This is a genomic window from Subsaximicrobium wynnwilliamsii (genome assembly GCF_007997225.1).
Lineage (GTDB): Bacteria > Bacteroidota > Bacteroidia > Flavobacteriales > Flavobacteriaceae > Psychroserpens > Psychroserpens wynnwilliamsii.
Genome location: NZ_VORM01000004.1, coordinates 241,152 through 258,386 on the forward strand (window position 1 = coordinate 241,152; position 17,235 = coordinate 258,386).

The following is a 17,235-nucleotide window of genomic DNA, read 5'->3' on the forward strand; positions in this document are numbered from 1 at the left end:
CTGCTTATTTTTTGGAAGATGATTTTTTGCTGCCTGCTTTCTTTGTAGTGCTTGTTTTCTTGGCGGTGGACTTCTTAGCGGTCTTTGCGCCCTTCTTTTTTGCCGCAGCCTTTTTCTTTGGTGCTTTCTTAGCCAATTCTGCCATGGCGGCTTCCAGGGTCATATCGCTAACATCCACAGTTTTTGGAAGCTCCACTTTGGTTTTCCCCTTGATAATGTTATGCCTTCCCCATCTGGCCTTCTCTACTCTCACGCCCTCTGCTTCCCAGTTGTGAATTACCTTGTCCTTCTCCTTTTGGATTTTGGTCTCAATCAACTCTACAATATCGTCGTCAGATAGATCGTCCCAATCGTATTTCTTGTTCACATTGATGAACATGTTGTTCCACTTTATATAAGGTCCAAAACGCCCTTTTCCTTTTTGAACAGGTAAATCTTGGAACATATATATAGGAGCATCTGCTTTTTGCTTTTCCTTGATGAGTTCAATCGCCACATCTTTTTCAACATCCACAGGATTTGTACCTGCTGGAAGCGAGACAAAGATCTCTCCATGTTTCACGTAAGGCCCATAACGGCCATTATTGACCTCCACATTTTCGCCTTCATAAGTACCCAATTGCTTTGGTAATTGAAACAATTCCATCGCTTCCTCATAAGTAATGGAGGTTAATTGTTGGTCTGGCGATAAACTGGCAAATTGTGGTTTTTCCTCGTCGTCAACCGTACCAATTTGTACCATAGGCCCAAATTTACCCAAACGCACGCTTACCTGCTTTCCGGTTTTTGGATCTTTGCCCAAAATACGTTCACCCGACTCACGCTCGGCATTTTCCTGAACATCTTCCACTCTTGGATGAAACTCCTTGTAGAAGTTTTTCATCATTTTCTTCCAATCTTCCTTGCCTTCAGCAATTTGATCAAAGTCGGCTTCTACTTTGGCAGTGAAGTTATAATCTAAAATCCCACCAAAATGGGTCACCAAAAAATCTGTAACGATCATCCCAATATCGGTTGGGATCAATTTGCCCTTATCGCTATTGGTTTTTTCGGTTAAGGTTTTATCCTTTATATTGCCTTCTTGAAGCGTCAATTGTGTGTAATCACGTTCTACGCCTTCATTGGCACCTTTGTCTACATAATTCCTGTTTTGAATCGTCGAGATGGTTGGTGCGTAAGTTGATGGTCGGCCAATGCCTAATTCCTCCAATTGTTTTACCAATGAGGCTTCCGTATACCGGTATGGCGGTCTTGAGAAGCGCTGGGTCGCTGTGATGCAACTGTTCAATAAGGTTTCATTGACCTTCATGGCTGGCAACATCCCATCTTGTTCGGTATCTTCATCATCAGTCCCTTCCAAATACACCTTTAGAAAACCTTCAAACTTAATGACCTCACCGTTAGCAGTAAAGGTTTCAGCATGTGTGCTGGCTTCTATTTTTACATTGGTACGTTCCAATTGGGCATCGCTCATTTGTGAGGCGATGGCGCGTTTCCAAACCAAATCGTATAACCGTGCTTGGTCGCGTTCTATATTGACACTGTGTGTATTGAAATCGGTTGGTCTAATGGCCTCGTGTGCTTCTTGAGCGCCTTTGGACTTCCCTTTATAAGTTCTTGGTTTGCTGAATTTACTGCCGTAAGCCGATTCAATTTCGGCCTGTGCTCCTTTTCTGGCTTCTTCGGAAAGGTTCACACTATCGGTTCTCATATAAGTAATCAAACCCGCTTCATATAAACGTTGGGCATTGCTCATAGTTCTTCCCACGGAATAGCCTAGTTTACGGGCAGCTTCCTGCTGTAAAGTGGAAGTTGTAAACGGTGCGGCTGGCGATTTCTTGGCAGGTTTCTTCTGAAGGTCTGCCACCTTGAATTCGGCTTTGGCATTATCTTCAAGAAATTTATAGGCCTCTTCTTTGGTTGAGAAATTCTTCGGAAGCTTCGCCTTAAAACTCTGTCCATCTTCATTGGAGAATTCGGCATCGATACGGTAGGAAGCTTCTGCGGTAAAATTCTGGATGTCACGCTCACGCTCAACAATCAAGCGCACAGAAACCGATTGCACGCGTCCTGCTGAAAGGCCGCCCTTGACTTTACGCCATAACACTGGTGATAACTCATAACCTACAATACGGTCTAAAACCCGACGCGCCTGTTGAGCGTCTACCAAGTCATAATCAATGCCTCTTGGGTTTTCAATCGCCTTTTGAATGGCCGATTTGGTAATCTCGTGAAAAACGATTCGTTTGGTCTTGGCCTTATCGAGATTTAACGATTCTGCCAAATGCCATGCAATGGCTTCTCCCTCGCGATCCTCATCACTCGCTAACCAAACCATATCTGCTTTTTTCGCGAGCTCCTTCAATTTCTTGACAATATCCTTTTTGTCTTTCGATACTTGATATTTAGGCGCAAAATCACCCTCAACATCAACCCCCAATTCCTTGGAAGGTAAATCGGCAATGTGTCCAAAACTGGATTCGACCTTATAGTCCTTTCCTAAAAATTTTTCAATGGTTTTGGCTTTTGCTGGGGACTCTACGATAACTAAATTCTTCGGCATATGTGGATGTTTAGAGCTACAAATGTATGTGAAAAAAAAGTTATCTTCCTAATTTAAACGAATATCACTAGCATTTTATCCTAAAAAGTACGGAGCTTGTCCAATAAACCGAATAAAAAAAGCCTGAGAATTTTCAGGCTTTTTTTTACAGAATAACGGTTTTTTTAATTGAGATTGAAAGTGCTCAACAGCACGATGTTATTTTGGTCATCATAGTTGTATTGATAAAGTGCCGCGTCGGAAATCATCAACAATCGATCCTCCAAAGGAATGACATCGGTCGCCTGCACATCACTAAAAACATGTAACAGCTGCAGATCTAACGGATTGGTCTTATCGTAAATTTTCAAGCCTGAGGCTCCATCACAAACAAAAAGATCATTCCCTTTAAAACCAAGCCCATAAGGACTGTCTAACGCGTGCTGTGCAACAAGCGTAGGATTACTTTTATCGCTAATATCTATGACCTCTAGGGTGCTTAACTCTTGTCCGCAAGCATTACCACCCCTTAGGGTCAAATAGGCGTAATCACCATCAACGACGACGGGGTCACAGCCATCCCAATGGGTAAACATAGACACATATTCTGGTGCAGCTGGATTGGCGATACTATTGATAAACATGCCATTGCTCCCACCGAGATACAGAAAACCATCTGCATGAAACATGGTTTCTATATTCCAGCCTGCCGTATTGGTATTGACTAAATTGGGCTGTGATAAATTGGAGATGTCGAAGGTTTTAAGTTCAAAGCTCCCCACCGTATATAAAAAATCATTCACAATTTGAAAACGCGCTAGAGAGCCGCCCGTACCCACAGTATTCGTTGCTAAAGAATTATCAGAAAAAAAAGATTCATTATAATTTACAATTTCTGTGCGCTCCTCAACGCGCCAACCCACAATAACTTGGGAATCGGCATCAAAATTACTGTAATCTGCTGCTTGAACCTCGGCTGGCATTTGATAATCGGAGTAATAGTTGAACACATCTTCTAAGCGCTCGACCTCATGAATTAAATTAATATTGGAAATATCAAACACCACTAAATCAATGGCGTTATCGGCATATAAAAAATCATTCTTAATCGAAATATCCTCGTTTCCCGGAATATTGATATAGCTTACCACCTGTGGCGCTGTGGGGTCACTGTTATCTATAACGTGCACACCCTTGTGCTTTTCGTTGATGAAGATGTAATTTTGATAGGCGTAAATTTTACCAACGCTGGCTATTGGCTTAGGCGCTTGAACAGCAACTTGGGATCTCCATTCAACCTTGGTCATAGTCTCTGGGATACCCAAGGTGTAGGTATAGGTTTCAACTTGGTCGTCCTTGTTGCAAGACCAAAGGAAACAGACCACTAAAAAAAGAGCGAAATTTTTCATCTTTATAAAGGTTCAATGTTGTTAGTATATATAGGTCAAAGATTCATCCAAACCATCAATATTCAAAATGACCGAATGATCTTCTGGAGTTTGAAGATTTGCAAGGTCAAAAACACGAGTTTGGCTAACAAAGGCTTGACAGTCTTCCAAATTAGAAAACACCAATTTCAAATCACGTTGTACAGGATTCGATTCTGCAATGTCGCCAGAATCTAACAGTACCAAACTCCAATTACTGCCATCGCAACCACTTGCAGCTATTTCTACATTAAGGCAATTGCCCGTTATGTTGGCACTCACCATGTCATAATTGTTGGACTCAGCCGCATTGTAATACCCATAATCGATTACCGCAGCTGGACCACAATTACCGTCAACTTCATCATCATCGCTACATTTTGAATTGACAAATAAGAACGCAAAACATAAGCACAATATTAGATACTTGGGCAATTTCGAAAACATACACCTTTTTTTAATTAGATACCAAAATGCTGAAACGTTGCGTCAAACTAGTTACAATTTTCAAATTTTTCCATTTGACCAGGCTAAGCAAAAAACTAATCGCGCAATAATAGGCATTTCATGGAAAAATATAATTTTCTTGCATACAAATTAAAAATCACTGCTGACACTTTGTCACAACATTTAAATTTATAGTATCTTTGCAAGTTCAATCAAAACCCCTTGAACAAAAGGCAAATCAATATGCAGGAAACGACAAAGGAAAAACCCATTGATGAAAGTAAACAGGGCGAGCAACTCGTTTTGGAGCAAAAGCAAGGCAATACCCGTAAACTCTATATCGAGAGTTATGGCTGCGCCATGAATTTTAGCGATAGTGAAATTGTGGCTTCCATACTTTTGAATCAAGGTTACAATACCACCCCGCATTTAGAGGATGCCGATTTGGTCTTGGTAAACACCTGTTCTATTAGGGACAAGGCAGAGCAAACCGTGAGAAAACGCCTCGAAAAATACAATGCCGTAAAACGCATCAACCCAAAAATGAAAGTGGGCGTACTCGGCTGCATGGCCGAACGTTTGAAAACCAAATTCTTGGAAGAGGAAAAAATCGTGGATCTTGTGGTTGGACCAGATGCCTATAAAGATCTACCCAATCTTTTGGCCGAAGTTGACGAAGGTCGTGATGCCATAAACGTCATTCTTTCCAAAGAGGAAACTTATGGTGATATTTCGCCAGTGCGCTTGAATAGCAATGGCGTCACTGCCTATGTTTCCATTACCCGGGGCTGCGATAACATGTGTACCTTTTGCGTAGTGCCTTTTACAAGAGGTCGTGAGCGCAGCAGAAACCCACAAAGCATCATCGAGGAAGTCAATGATCTTTGGGATAAAGGCTACAAGGAAATCACGCTATTGGGCCAAAATGTAGATAGCTATTTATGGTATGGTGGCGGACTCAAAAAAGATTTTGTCAAAGCCAGCGATTTGCAACAAGCCACGGCGGTTAATTTTGCTGCCCTTTTAGAACTTTGTGCCAAGGCGCAACCGCACATGCGCATTCGGTTTTCAACGTCTAACCCACAGGACATGACCTTGGATGTGATTGAGACCATGGCCAAATTCGACAACATTTGCAAGCACATTCATTTGCCTGTTCAAAGCGGTAGCGACCGCATTCTAAAGGCCATGAACCGCCTGCATACCCGTGAACAATATTTTGAATTGATTGACAACATCAAGCGTATTCTTCCAGAATGCTCCGTAAGTCAGGATTTGATTTCTGGTTTTCCTACGGAAACGGAAGCAGATCACCAGGACACTTTGAGTTTAATGGATTATGTGAAGTACAATTTCGGGTACATGTTTACTTATTCGGAACGACCAGGAACCACGGCCGAACGTAAATTCAAAGACGATGTGCCAGAGGAAACCAAGAAACGACGATTGGCAGAAATCGTGCAGAGACAACGAGAACACAGTGAAATAAGAACCAAAGAATACCTCAACAGCATCGTTGAAGTGTTAATTGAAAAGGAGTCCAAAAAATCAGATGCACAATGGTCTGGAAGAACTTCGCAAAATATCGTGGCAGTGTTTCCTAAGGAACACTATAAGGTAGGTGATTTGGTAAAGGTCAAGGTGATGGATTGCACCAGTGCGACCTTGATTGGAGAAATCGCCTCCTAGAAGCCCCCTAGCCCCCAAAGGGGTACGATTTTGTGATGACTTGGAATCAAAAATTATGATAAATCAATAAATTCTCTTGCAAATAAAACTCAAACAGCAAAAAAGCCATGACATATACTATAAAATCCCCCATTGAGTCTAACCATAACCGTTTCCCTTTAGGGATATAAGGCGCTTATGGACTCAATTCAAGCTATAAAACAACGTTTTGGGATTATTGGTAATGATCCCAAACTCAACCGTGCCATAGAGAAAGCCATCCAAGTCGCGCCTACCGATATTTCGGTGCTGGTTACTGGAGAAAGTGGTGTTGGTAAGGAGAGTATCCCAAAGATCATCCATCAATTGTCGCATCGCAAGCATGGCAAATACATTGCAGTGAACTGTGGCGCAATCCCTGAGGGCACAATTGACAGTGAGTTATTTGGTCATGAAAAAGGCGCGTTTACAGGTGCCACAAATACCCGTTCTGGCTATTTTGAAGTGGCCGATGGTGGCACCATTTTTTTGGACGAGGTGGGAGAACTGCCCTTGACCACACAGGTGCGCTTGCTCCGTGTGCTTGAAAATGGCGAATTTATAAAGGTAGGCTCGAGCAAAGTTCAAAAAACAGATGTACGCATCGTGGCTGCCTCCAACGTGAATATATTTGAAGCCATTAAAAAAGAACGCTTCCGTGAAGACCTGTATTACCGATTGAGCACTGTGGATATCAACATTCCTCCACTTCGGGAACGTAAGGAGGATATTCATTTGCTCTTCCGTAAATTCGCTAGTGATTTTGCTCTCAAATATAAAATGCCCACCATCAAACTCACAGATGATGCAGTAAACGCGCTCGTAAAACACCGTTGGAATGGAAATATCAGACAACTGCGTAATATTGCAGAGCAGATTTCGGTGTTGGAGCAGAAAAGATCCATAGACGCCAAGTCACTCAACGATTACTTACCCAATGCGAGCAATAACCTGCCCGCGGTGGTCAATAATTCTAAGTCTGAAAGTGATTTCAGCAACGAGCGTGAGATTCTTTACAAGGTGCTCTTTGATATGAAAAGCGACCTTCATGATCTCAAAAAATTAACCATGGAACTCATAAAAAGTGGCAAGGATGACAATGTTGAAAAAGACCATGAAGGCCTCATCAATAAAATCTATGGCGAGCGTAAAAAAGAAGACTACGAGGAAGATTTTGAGGACCTGGAAGTACTCTCCATACCTGAAAAATTTGAACAGGATATAGAAGATTTAGAAGAAAAGCAGAAGGATAAATACTATTTTGCCGAAGAAATTGAAGAAGAAGAAACGCTCTCCTTACACGACAAGGAATTGGAACTCATCAAAAAATCCTTGGAGCGCCACGAAGGCAAACGCAAATTGGCAGCTGCCGAGTTGGGCATTAGTGAGCGCACTTTGTACAGAAAGATTAAGCAATTTGATCTTTAAGAGAAGTTTATGAGCGCATTACAATTAATTCTAATTTGCAATTCGTTTATTTGAGAAAGTTAAAAGCTAAAGATGAAATTAATCAAATACATACTGGCGTTTTGCAGCCTCCCCATGTTTTTAGGATGTGGTGCTTATTCATTATCCGGGATTTCAATTGCCCCTAACATAGAAACCTTTCAGGTCAATTATTTCCAAAATTCTGCCATCTTGGTAGAACCGGGTTTAGATCGCGATTTTACTTTGGCATTGCAAGATCTCATCTTGAATCAAACCAATCTATCACTTACCAATACCAACGGTGATTTGGTCTATGAAGGCGAAATTACAGAGTACCGCATCTCACCAACCACCGCACAAGCCAATAGTACTGCAGCGCAAAGTAGATTGACCATTGCGGTGCGCGTTCGTTTCTACGACCAAAGCAAACCCGAGGAGGAATTTGAGCAGAGTTTTTCGTTTTTCTACGATTACACTGGAAGCGCACAATTGGTTGGCAACTTGAAAGACACCGCCATTGAGGAGATTTTTGAGCGATTGACCCAAGATATTTTCAATGCAACCCTGGCACAATGGTAATGGGGATTGACGATTGACGATTGACGATTGACGATTGAAACTTAAAAAAACTAGTTGTTGATCTCAATAAAGTCATTGAAAACACATTAAAAAAATATTGAAAAATCGGGGCTATCAACTACTCCAAAAGTCGCCCTTTGGGGATTTAGGAGCCAAACATTGAACATTGAACATTGAATAAAGAACAATTTACATATTTGCTTCAGCAACCGCAGCACATCAGTGTTGATCAAACCACGGCCTTGCATCAACTTTTGGCAACGTATCCTTTTGTGCAGTCGGCGAGGGCCTTATACTTGAAAGGCTTGATGGCCAAGGGCAGTCCCCAATACAATCAAGAACTCAAGGTCACTGCAGCCTATACTACAGATCGCAGCGTATTGTTTGATTACATCACCTCCGAAGTATTTAATCAAAATGAAATCTCCCAGCGAATAAAGCAAAATTCTGAACAGCTCAGGGATATTGAAGTCAATGCCCACGACGATATTACAGTTGCTAAGAAAGTGACTATAGATGATGCGCTTAAACAGCAAATTGCAAATACCGAAGGTGTATTGGATCCAGAATTGTTTGAGAAAAAAGCAGGAAATATCCCAGAATCTCTGGCCTCCCAAAAACAGTCACCCCAACCAACCGCTTCTAAAATAAGTGACAATAACAGTCCTGATGCCCCAGAAAAAACCTTGAAAATGGGTCAACCCCTGGAATTTGACCAAAACGAAACCCATTCTTTTGCAGAATGGCTTAATATTACTGGTTTCAAACCTATTGAGCGCAAAGCAGAAGAACTGTCTTCTGAAGAATCGGAGCCATCAACTTCAGAAAAAGAGGAAGTGAAAGACGATGAAATTCCGCAGAAAAACAGTGCTGCCATTGATGAAAAATTCAAGCTCATCGACAAGTTCTTAAAAAATAACCCCAAAATAGTCCCATCAAAAGAGAGTCCGAAAATTGAGTTGGTAAAAAACGACCACACCAGTAATGACGGGCTTATGACTGAAACTTTGGCGCGAATTTACCTCGAACAAAACAACTATGAAAAGGCAATTCAATCTTATAAAGTTTTAAGTTTGAAATATCCAGAAAAAAGTGGTTTCTTTGCAGACCAAATTAAAGCGGTAAAACAATTACAAGAACATAATCCAAAAAACCAATGAGTACGTTTACTATCTTTTTAATCCTAATTATACTAGTTTCATTTTTACTAGTCGTGGTTGTTATGGTTCAAAACCCTAAAGGTGGCGGATTGTCTTCTTCCTTCGGTGGAGGTGGTACCCAACAAATGGGAGGTGTCAAAAAAACGACCGACTTTTTAGATAAAAGTACTTGGGCCTTGGCAACTTTATTGTTGGCTTTGATTTTGATTTCCAACTTTGCAATCCCAGGCGCTGGTGGCAATACCGAGTCTAAAATCATAAGCGGCGAACAAACTATCGAATCGGCTCCTGCAACACCAATGGCAACACCAGCACAAGCTGATGATACTGCGACACCAGCAGATTCCACAAACTAAAATTCTTTTTTTAATCATACAAAATGCCAGCTGTTACAGTTGGCATTTTTTGTTTGCAGCAATGACTTAGCAGCGGTTAGAGGATAAAGGTTAGAGGTTAGAGGTTAGAGGTTAGAGGTTAGAGGTTAGAAAAAAAATAGAGTAAAAAATAGAACTAGAACTAAAATCTACAATCCGTTTGAATCAACCACAATCAAGTCTTTGTTCTTTGTACTAAAAGCGAAGCGGTCTTGGTTCTAAAAGCGAAGCGATCTAGGCTCTAGAAGCGTAGCGCTCTTGGTTCTAAAAGCGAAGCGATCTAGGCTCTAGAAGCGTAGCGCTCTTGGTTCTAAAAGCGAAGCGGTCTTTGTTCTAGAAGCGCAGCGATCTAGGCTCTAGAAGCAAAGCGATCTAAATTCTCTTTTCCCGGGTTACTCAGGTCTGCAAGTTTGTCAGTTCACTTCTATTGGCTCATTTTTTGTTCTACAGGCAGCATCACATTATTAACTAATTATAAAAACAAACATACAAATGAGTGTAAACATCAAACCGCTTGCAGATAGGGTTCTAATTGAACCTGTTGAAGCTGAAACAAAGACAGCATCAGGAATCATCATTCCAGATAACGCTAAGGAAAAACCACAAAAAGGAAAAGTTATCGCTGTTGGTAAAGGTACCAAGGATGAAAAAATGACTGTAAAGTCAGGCGATACCGTTCTCTACGGAAAGTACGCAGGTACTGAGCTTAAATTAGAAGGTAAAGATTACCTCATCATGCGCGAGAGTGATATATTGGCAATTGTGTAAAATTGCCATTAGCTATGGGTTGTTAGCCCGAAGCTAGAACACTACATAAAAGAGCAACTAATTCAATCTTTTAGCTATATGCCAAGTGCAAACAGCTAAAATCCAAAAACAAACAGATTTCCACTTTCGTGGAAACGCTAAAACAAAATTTAAACGATGGCAAAGAATATAATATTTGATATACAGTCCCGCGACGGATTAAAGCGCGGTGTAGATGCATTGGCTAATGCAGTTAAGGTAACATTAGGCCCTAAAGGTCGAAATGTAATCATAGGTAAAAGTTTTGGAGCACCACAAGTGACCAAAGATGGTGTTACCGTAGCAAAAGAAATTGAACTCGAGGATGCACTTGAAAACATGGGCGCTCAAATGGTTAAGGAAGTTGCTTCCAAGACTAACGATTTGGCGGGTGATGGTACAACCACTGCAACTGTGTTGGCTCAGGCCATTGTAACTGAAGGCTTGAAAAACGTAGCTGCAGGTGCAAACCCAATGGATTTGAAACGCGGTATCGATAAAGCGGTTGCTGAGATTGTAAGAGAGCTTCAAAAGCAAAGCAAGAAAGTAGGCAACTCTTCAGAAATGATTAAGCAAGTGGCTTCCATTTCTGCAAATAACGACGAGACCATTGGTGATCTCATCGCCAAAGCATTTGGTAAAGTTGGTAAAGAAGGTGTGATCACTGTTGAAGAAGCAAAAGGAACAGATACATATGTAGATGTTGTGGAAGGCATGCAGTTTGACAGAGGCTACCTCTCCCCTTACTTTGTGACGGATTCTGACAAGATGATCGCTGATTTAGAAAATCCATATATTCTTTTATTCGATAAAAAGATTTCCAATTTACAGGAAATACTTCCAATATTAGAGCCTGTGGCACAATCTGGTCGTCCATTATTAATCATTGCAGAAGATGTTGACGGTCAAGCCTTAGCAACTTTGGTAGTGAATAAATTACGTGGAGGCTTAAAAATCGCCGCAGTAAAAGCACCAGGTTTTGGTGATAGAAGAAAAGCAATGTTAGAAGACATCGCCATCTTAACAGGAGGTGTTGTGATTTCTGAAGAAAGAGGATTTTCATTGGAAAATGCCGATTTGACCATGTTAGGTTCCGCTGAAACTGTAACCGTTGATAAGGATACTACAACTATTGTAAATGGTGCCGGAAAAGCAGCCGATATCAAAGCAAGAGTAAACCAAATCAAAGCGCAAATCGAAACCACAACTAGTGATTACGACAAAGAAAAATTGCAGGAGCGTTTGGCTAAATTGGCTGGAGGTGTTGCAGTACTTTATGTTGGTGCAGCCAGTGAAGTGGAGATGAAAGAGAAAAAAGACCGCGTTGATGATGCCTTGCATGCTACGAGAGCAGCTGTAGAAGAAGGTATTGTTGCTGGTGGTGGTGTTGCTTTGGTAAGAACCATTGCAGTGATCAAAAAATTATCTGCAGATAATGCAGATGAAGCTACTGGAATTCAAATTGTAGCTAGAGCAATCGAGTCGCCATTGAGAACAATCGTTTCGAATGCAGGCGGCGAAGGCAGTGTTGTACTTGCCAAAGTATTGGAAGGCAAAAAAGATTACGGTTTTGATGCCAAGTCTGAGACCTACGTAGATATGCTAAAAGCGGGAATTATTGACCCTACTAAAGTGACACGTATCGCCTTGGAAAATGCAGCTTCAATTGCTGGTATGATCTTGACGACGGAATGTGCATTGGTAGACATCAAAGAAGACTCTGCTGGCGGAATGTCAGGAGGAATGGGTGGCGGCATGCCAGGCATGATGTAATCGATAGTCTCGATTCACAAGGTCTTTGACCAATACCTTTTATAACTAAAAAAGCCTTTGATGAAAATCAAAGGCTTTTTGTTTTATAGTCTTTTAATACTTCTTATTGATAGTCATAGGTTAATACGTGATCATGAGCGCTTTGAAAAAATAGCTTGTTTTTGGTCTGCTTTGTTAATCGGTTGAGATTGTCAAATTCATAAGTCACAGATAATGTAATCTGCATATTTGAATCTGAAGCCGAAGTATAAGTATATCCAGATAAATAATGAGTCCCTAACTCTGCTAATTGTTTAAAGGAATAACCACCTACTTGATTAAAAAGCATAATGTTATTTTTCCATTCTGGTCCAAATCTAAATTTTTCCTTTTGGTAACTATCGGAAGCTAAGTTGACCGTATGGGTAAAGTTGCCCGAACCGTCTTTATTTCCATATCCGCTAACGAGTATTGTTGAAAGATCACCATCAGCATAGGTAGCTTCCCAAAATGCATCAATTCCAGTATCATCGAATCTAATAATTTGATTAGCTCCATTAATAGTGAAAATATTAGTCGAATCGATTTCATCAATACTGCCATCCATGGTGTAATAGGTCCTTGTAGAAGTAATTTGATTAGCAGCATACTCAAATACAAGTTTACTTTGTAAAGTAGTCGTTCCGTTTTCTATTGAACTTATACTTATTTCGGTTAGTTGTTTTGAATCGTTGTATGAGAAATTGAGCTCCCCTATTTGAACATTATTGGCATCAAAATTTTGTATTGAGTTCATAGTTCCATTTGAAAAGAACTGTTCAGCGCGACTTCCACCATAATCGATTTTAGTGTTTTGGTTATTATCGAACGTAAAACCTATAGTTGACGCACTTTGATTATTTATGGTAAATACCTCTTGTATGAATGTAAGCTGCTCACTATTGACGACAGGATCATTTATAGGTTCGTTTTCACATGAGTAAGTGAGAATTAAAACAGCTACTACGATCAATACACGCTCTAATTTTTTCATAATTTGCTTTTGTTAGTTATACCTCTTTACCTATAGTCTCAATGAGATGTAAGAGGTTGCGTTAAGTCGTGATAATAAAACCAATATCAAGATTTGGACTTTTATTTAGTCTTGTTTATGATCTTCCTTAACAGCTTCATCCCGATAGCGACAGCATGGGTGTACCGAATCATAAGCTTCATCTGTAGCTGTATAGGCTTTGGTGTCATGACCTACCGCAGCAACGCTTTTGGAGATGCTGTCTAAATTGGTCTTGCGCTCGTCAAAAATGAGCTTGAGTTCATGGGTGGCAACGCTCCATTTTGCCGATTTGACACCTTTGGTGCTAATGGCTGCTTTTTCAATGCGCTCTTTGCACATGTCACAAACGCCATCAACTTCCAAAGAGGCCTTGGCATTTTTGTTTTGTGCAAATGTTAGTGTTGAAATTAATACGGTTAAAGTGAATACTAGTTTTTTCATAATTATTGTTTTTGATTTTTATTGCAACAAACCTACCTGCCGGTAGGTAAGTTCACGAATGTTTGTCTAAAGGTTTTGTGTATGCGTGTGGATTATTTATTATTCAATTTTAATATAATGTTGTTTTGTCTTGCCACGAGCCTGCCTGCCGGTAGGCAAGTTCACGAATATTAATAAAAAAATTCGTGTATTCGTGGCATATTAATTTTTCCTTTTTTTTTCTGGCTCATTCTAGGTTTCAAAATTTAGTTGCTTATCGCAAGTTTCCTGCCTGCGCAGGAATTAAGGAATCCTGAAGCGCAAACCTGCATAATACAGGCTCCCAAATATTGGGCCATAAACGAAGCTGGTATCAAAATTTGGCCCAAAAGGGTCTTCTGCTCCAAGAATGGGATTGTTCTGCCTCACATTCGTGATGTTTTCCCCTCCTAAATATACTTCAAATCTGGGAGAAAACACCCTTGTGATTTGCGCATTTAAAGTGCCCACGGTTGGCGACTCTTCTGGCAGTTGAAACGCCTCAGGGTTTGCTGCTGTGGAAGAAAAGCGCTGCTCACTCAACCAATTGTAGGTCGCATCAAATTTCCACTGGGTGGTTTGCCCCTGGCTCACATCGGTTTCATAGGAAGCATTTGCAAAAAAGCGATGTTCTGGCGTCAAGGGTTTTGAGCGTTTACCCACCTGATATTGGGTTTGAACATCGTAATATTTGTAAGCCGTTCTAAAAGCGAAACGCTCGAACATATCATAATTAAGCTCCACCTGAAAACTGTTGGCATAACTTTCGCCTTGCAAATTATAAAAATTAAGCTCATTAGCGTTTTCCCAATCCACCACCACTTGATTTTTGAAATCGGTTTTATAGAAATCAAGAGTGATATCTGCCTTTCTTCCGAAGAGATTAAAACCTTGCAGATAAGAAATACCGTAATTCCAAGCGATTTCAGGATCTAAACCGTAAATCCTTCCACCTGAATCCAAAATATTAATCGATCGCGATGTTGCAAAAATGCTTTGGTTTTCAGCAAATATATTGGCGCTGCGCTTCCCTCTTCCCACAGACGCCTTAAAGGCCGATTTTTCCCAAGGCGTATAGCGCACATGTAAACGAGGGGTTACAAATTCACCCAACAGATTATGCGTGTCAAAACGCAAACCCGCAGTCATGCTGAAATTACTCAAATCATCAAAAGCATATTCAAAGAAACCTCCAAAACTACGCTCACTTCGTTCAAAATCACGGTTGATGGCCAACTCATCGTAATGGTCGTAAGTAAAATCAAGACCGGTTTTAATTTTGTGCCTAGAATCACTGATGATCGTATTATAAATCACGTTAGAATACCAGCTGTTATGATTGATGTCATAGAGATTCAAGCCATAATATGAAATTTGATTAGTACTACTAAAACTCAATTGCGCGCCAAGAATTTGCCATGGCAACTCCGGATTCACGTAGCCTAATTTCGAGGTCATCTCAAAACGCTCGGTATCAATTTCACTTCCCCAGGAGTTGGTCGTGAACTTATCGGTGTCTGGATCAAAATCCAATTGTCCCGATTGCTTGGAATCGTTGAGATAGCGCACATTTATAAAACTGACCAAACCCTTTTCGGGATTGGTATATTGCCATCGGTTCATCACGTTGATTTGTTCGTAAAGTGGCATGTCCATGAAACCATCGTTATTGACATCGTGTTTCTTTTTGTGCGAATTCCCGTGAATGTAAAACCCCGTATCCCAATGCTCACTCACTTTGGTATTGATGTGGGTATTGAGTTCCATACGCTCACTATTGGCTCCATAGAAGTTCACAAAAAGGCGGTCGTCGGTGGAAGGCTTGCGCAGTTCGGTATTGATTTGTCCTGCGATACTTTCGAACCCGTTGACTACGCTGCCGGCACCTTTGGTGATTTGGATGCTCTCCACCCAAGTTCCTGGGATAAAACTCAATCCGAAGGCCTGTGAAGCCCCTCGAATGGACGGAATATTCTCCGTAGTGATCAAAATATACTTACTGGTAAGACCCAACATTTTTATTTGTCTCGCACCCGTCAAGGCATCGGTAAAATTGACATCGATGGAAGGATTCGTCTCAAAGCTCTCACTCAGGTTGCAACAGGCTGCCTTTAGCAATTCGTCGCTACTTACGGTAAGGATATTTTGGGCTTGCATGTAGGAGCGAGAACTTGCCTGTTTTCTTGCGGTAAGTGTAATTTCATCCAAATCACTGGTGGCCTTGAGCTCGTGTTTGATGTATTTCACACTTTCAATGGTCAAAGTATCGGTTTTGAAACCAATAAAGCTAACAATCAGTTTTTTGTAATTTTCCTGATAAGGAATGCTGAATTTTCCGTCAATATCTGTTACGGTTCCAACCGATGTGCCCATCCAAAATACATTGGCACCTGCCAGCGGAAACATTGTATTGTCTGAAGTTTTTTCAGTAATGATGCCTTCAATCTTGTCTTGGGACGACATCGTGATTGGTAGTAGGCAGAATATATAAAGTATGTATTTCATTTTTTTTAAAAATTTGTAGTTGTAAATCTGAGGTAGATTTCAATAATATAGCCAGTTGGCATGGTTCTCAAAATTTGGGCTGGCAGGCCTAAGAACCCTTTTCCAGCCTTGAACCAATCGATTACCGTCACATGGCATTATAACTGCGTTTTTGATAACACATACGCTGAGCCGGCACACTGAGTGATTCCCGTTTCGAATAAAATATAAATTTGGGGCAATCTGCGGAAGGGGTTCCGATGCCAACGAACGATGGATAACACACAACTCGCCAGTGGACGGAAGCAGCCACAGCCAGCCTATTGGTCACGTAAACGACTGCTTGTTCGTCCTCATTAAGCGCTAAAGTGGGATTAGGAATGCTTCGGTAAAGTGTTCTGCTCGCGTTGTAGTTATCTGTTTTAGTACCAGATTGTTTTTCGGCTTTAAGGATATGTTCCCTTATCGCCAGTTCATTTGTAGAACAATGTGCGTAAGACTGCTTTATCGACAGAATAAGCAAAGTGGCTAAAAGCCATAATTGGGATTTCATTGAATACGTTATTTGATTAAACACATTATGCGAGTCCCGACATTGCGGAATCAACTTAAAACGTGCAATCAAATAAGGAACACTTGATCTAGAACCTGTATATCGGCGATCAAATTGGGCGGAGAATAATTTTTATGCGGAATGATTTGCAAAGGCACCCCTTCAAAGAGTTTGTTATAGGGATAAGCAAAACTTGATAGAAAGAACTGTTGGTCAAACTGCAGATCATCGTATTTGGTTATTTTCAGTTTATCCTGACCTTTTACTACTTCAAACTCATCATTACAGCAACTCTTTTTTTCTGGAACTAAGTTTTTGTCGCTTTCCATCGCCATTCCGCAGTGATCGGCTTGAACAAACACAGAAACATCTATCAACTCATCACCACAAAAATGCTTACCAATGGTAAATGAAACCGTAGACAACAGCACGAAAAATGCCATAAGCAGGGAAAATATTCTACGGAAGTGCTGTTTTACCATA

At 40.8% G+C, this 17,235-nt stretch carries 15 protein-coding genes; 7 read left to right on the plus strand and 8 right to left on the minus strand.

Annotated features, from left to right (window positions below; all coding sequences use genetic code 11):
- Positions 1-4: 4 nt before the first annotated feature.
- The 3 genes from topA to ESY88_RS05465 all read right to left on the minus strand — a co-directional run bounded on the left by topA (position 5) and on the right by ESY88_RS05465 (position 4,416).
- Positions 5-2,563 (minus strand): type I DNA topoisomerase, encoded by a 2,559-nt coding sequence (gene topA, locus ESY88_RS05455; protein WP_147085621.1) that lies wholly within the window; start codon positions 2,561-2,563, stop codon positions 5-7.
- A gap of 164 nt (positions 2,564-2,727) precedes the next feature.
- Positions 2,728-3,951, minus strand: a complete 1,224-nt coding sequence (locus ESY88_RS05460; RefSeq protein WP_147085622.1) for an LVIVD repeat-containing protein — start codon at positions 3,949-3,951, stop codon at positions 2,728-2,730.
- Between the two features lie 21 nt (positions 3,952-3,972).
- Positions 3,973-4,416 carry a hypothetical protein gene (locus ESY88_RS05465; RefSeq protein WP_147085623.1) on the minus strand — a complete coding sequence of 148 codons (444 nt, stop codon included), beginning with the start codon at positions 4,414-4,416 and terminating at the stop codon, positions 3,973-3,975.
- Positions 4,417-4,659: 243 nt separating this feature from the next.
- Between ESY88_RS05465 and miaB the strand changes: the two genes are divergently transcribed.
- The 7 genes from miaB (at position 4,660) to groL (ending at position 12,223) form a co-directional block, all read left to right on the plus strand.
- On the plus strand, positions 4,660-6,105 hold the full coding sequence (gene miaB, locus ESY88_RS05470; RefSeq protein WP_147085624.1) for a tRNA (N6-isopentenyl adenosine(37)-C2)-methylthiotransferase MiaB: 1,446 nt from the start codon (positions 4,660-4,662) through the stop codon (positions 6,103-6,105).
- 177 nt (positions 6,106-6,282) lie between these two features.
- Positions 6,283-7,551 carry a sigma-54 interaction domain-containing protein gene (locus ESY88_RS05475; RefSeq protein ID WP_147085625.1) on the plus strand — a complete coding sequence of 423 codons (1,269 nt, stop codon included), beginning with the start codon at positions 6,283-6,285 and terminating at the stop codon, positions 7,549-7,551.
- Positions 7,552-7,623: 72 nt separating this feature from the next.
- Positions 7,624-8,130, plus strand: coding sequence for an LptE family protein (locus ESY88_RS05480; protein WP_147085626.1), 507 nt, complete (start codon positions 7,624-7,626; stop codon positions 8,128-8,130).
- A 173-nt stretch (positions 8,131-8,303) separates the two neighbouring features.
- Positions 8,304-9,290 carry a hypothetical protein gene (locus ESY88_RS05485; RefSeq protein WP_147085627.1) on the plus strand — a complete coding sequence of 329 codons (987 nt, stop codon included), beginning with the start codon at positions 8,304-8,306 and terminating at the stop codon, positions 9,288-9,290.
- Positions 9,287-9,646 (plus strand): preprotein translocase subunit SecG, encoded by a 360-nt coding sequence (gene secG / locus ESY88_RS05490; RefSeq protein ID WP_147085628.1) that lies wholly within the window; start codon positions 9,287-9,289, stop codon positions 9,644-9,646. Before ESY88_RS05485 ends, secG begins: the two co-directional genes overlap by 4 nt.
- A 510-nt stretch (positions 9,647-10,156) precedes the next feature.
- Positions 10,157-10,432 carry a co-chaperone GroES gene (groES, locus tag ESY88_RS05495; RefSeq protein ID WP_147085629.1) on the plus strand — a complete coding sequence of 92 codons (276 nt, stop codon included), beginning with the start codon at positions 10,157-10,159 and terminating at the stop codon, positions 10,430-10,432.
- Positions 10,433-10,588: 156 nt separating this feature from the next.
- Positions 10,589-12,223 (plus strand): chaperonin GroEL, encoded by a 1,635-nt coding sequence (gene groL / locus ESY88_RS05500; RefSeq protein WP_147085630.1) that lies wholly within the window; start codon positions 10,589-10,591, stop codon positions 12,221-12,223.
- Positions 12,224-12,326: 103 nt separating this feature from the next.
- On the opposite strand, the gene ESY88_RS05505 is transcribed toward groL, so the two are convergent.
- The 5 genes from ESY88_RS05505 to ESY88_RS05525 all read right to left on the minus strand — a co-directional run bounded on the left by ESY88_RS05505 (position 12,327) and on the right by ESY88_RS05525 (position 17,234).
- Entirely contained in the window at positions 12,327-13,235 is a 909-nt protein-coding gene (locus ESY88_RS05505; protein ID WP_147085631.1) for a hypothetical protein, read from the minus strand.
- Positions 13,236-13,340: 105 nt separating this feature from the next.
- Positions 13,341-13,697, minus strand: a complete 357-nt coding sequence (locus ESY88_RS05510) for a heavy-metal-associated domain-containing protein (protein WP_147085632.1) — start codon at positions 13,695-13,697, stop codon at positions 13,341-13,343.
- A 282-nt stretch (positions 13,698-13,979) separates the two neighbouring features.
- Positions 13,980-16,220 carry a TonB-dependent receptor gene (locus tag ESY88_RS05515; protein ID WP_147085633.1) on the minus strand — a complete coding sequence of 747 codons (2,241 nt, stop codon included), beginning with the start codon at positions 16,218-16,220 and terminating at the stop codon, positions 13,980-13,982.
- 127 nt (positions 16,221-16,347) lie between these two features.
- On the minus strand, positions 16,348-16,752 hold the full coding sequence (locus ESY88_RS05520) for a cupredoxin domain-containing protein (protein WP_147085634.1): 405 nt from the start codon (positions 16,750-16,752) through the stop codon (positions 16,348-16,350).
- A 68-nt stretch (positions 16,753-16,820) separates the two neighbouring features.
- Positions 16,821-17,234: an HYC_CC_PP family protein gene (locus ESY88_RS05525; RefSeq protein ID WP_223270736.1), complete on the minus strand. Its 414-nt coding sequence runs from the start codon at positions 17,232-17,234 to the stop codon at positions 16,821-16,823.
- Position 17,235 lies beyond the last annotated feature (1 nt).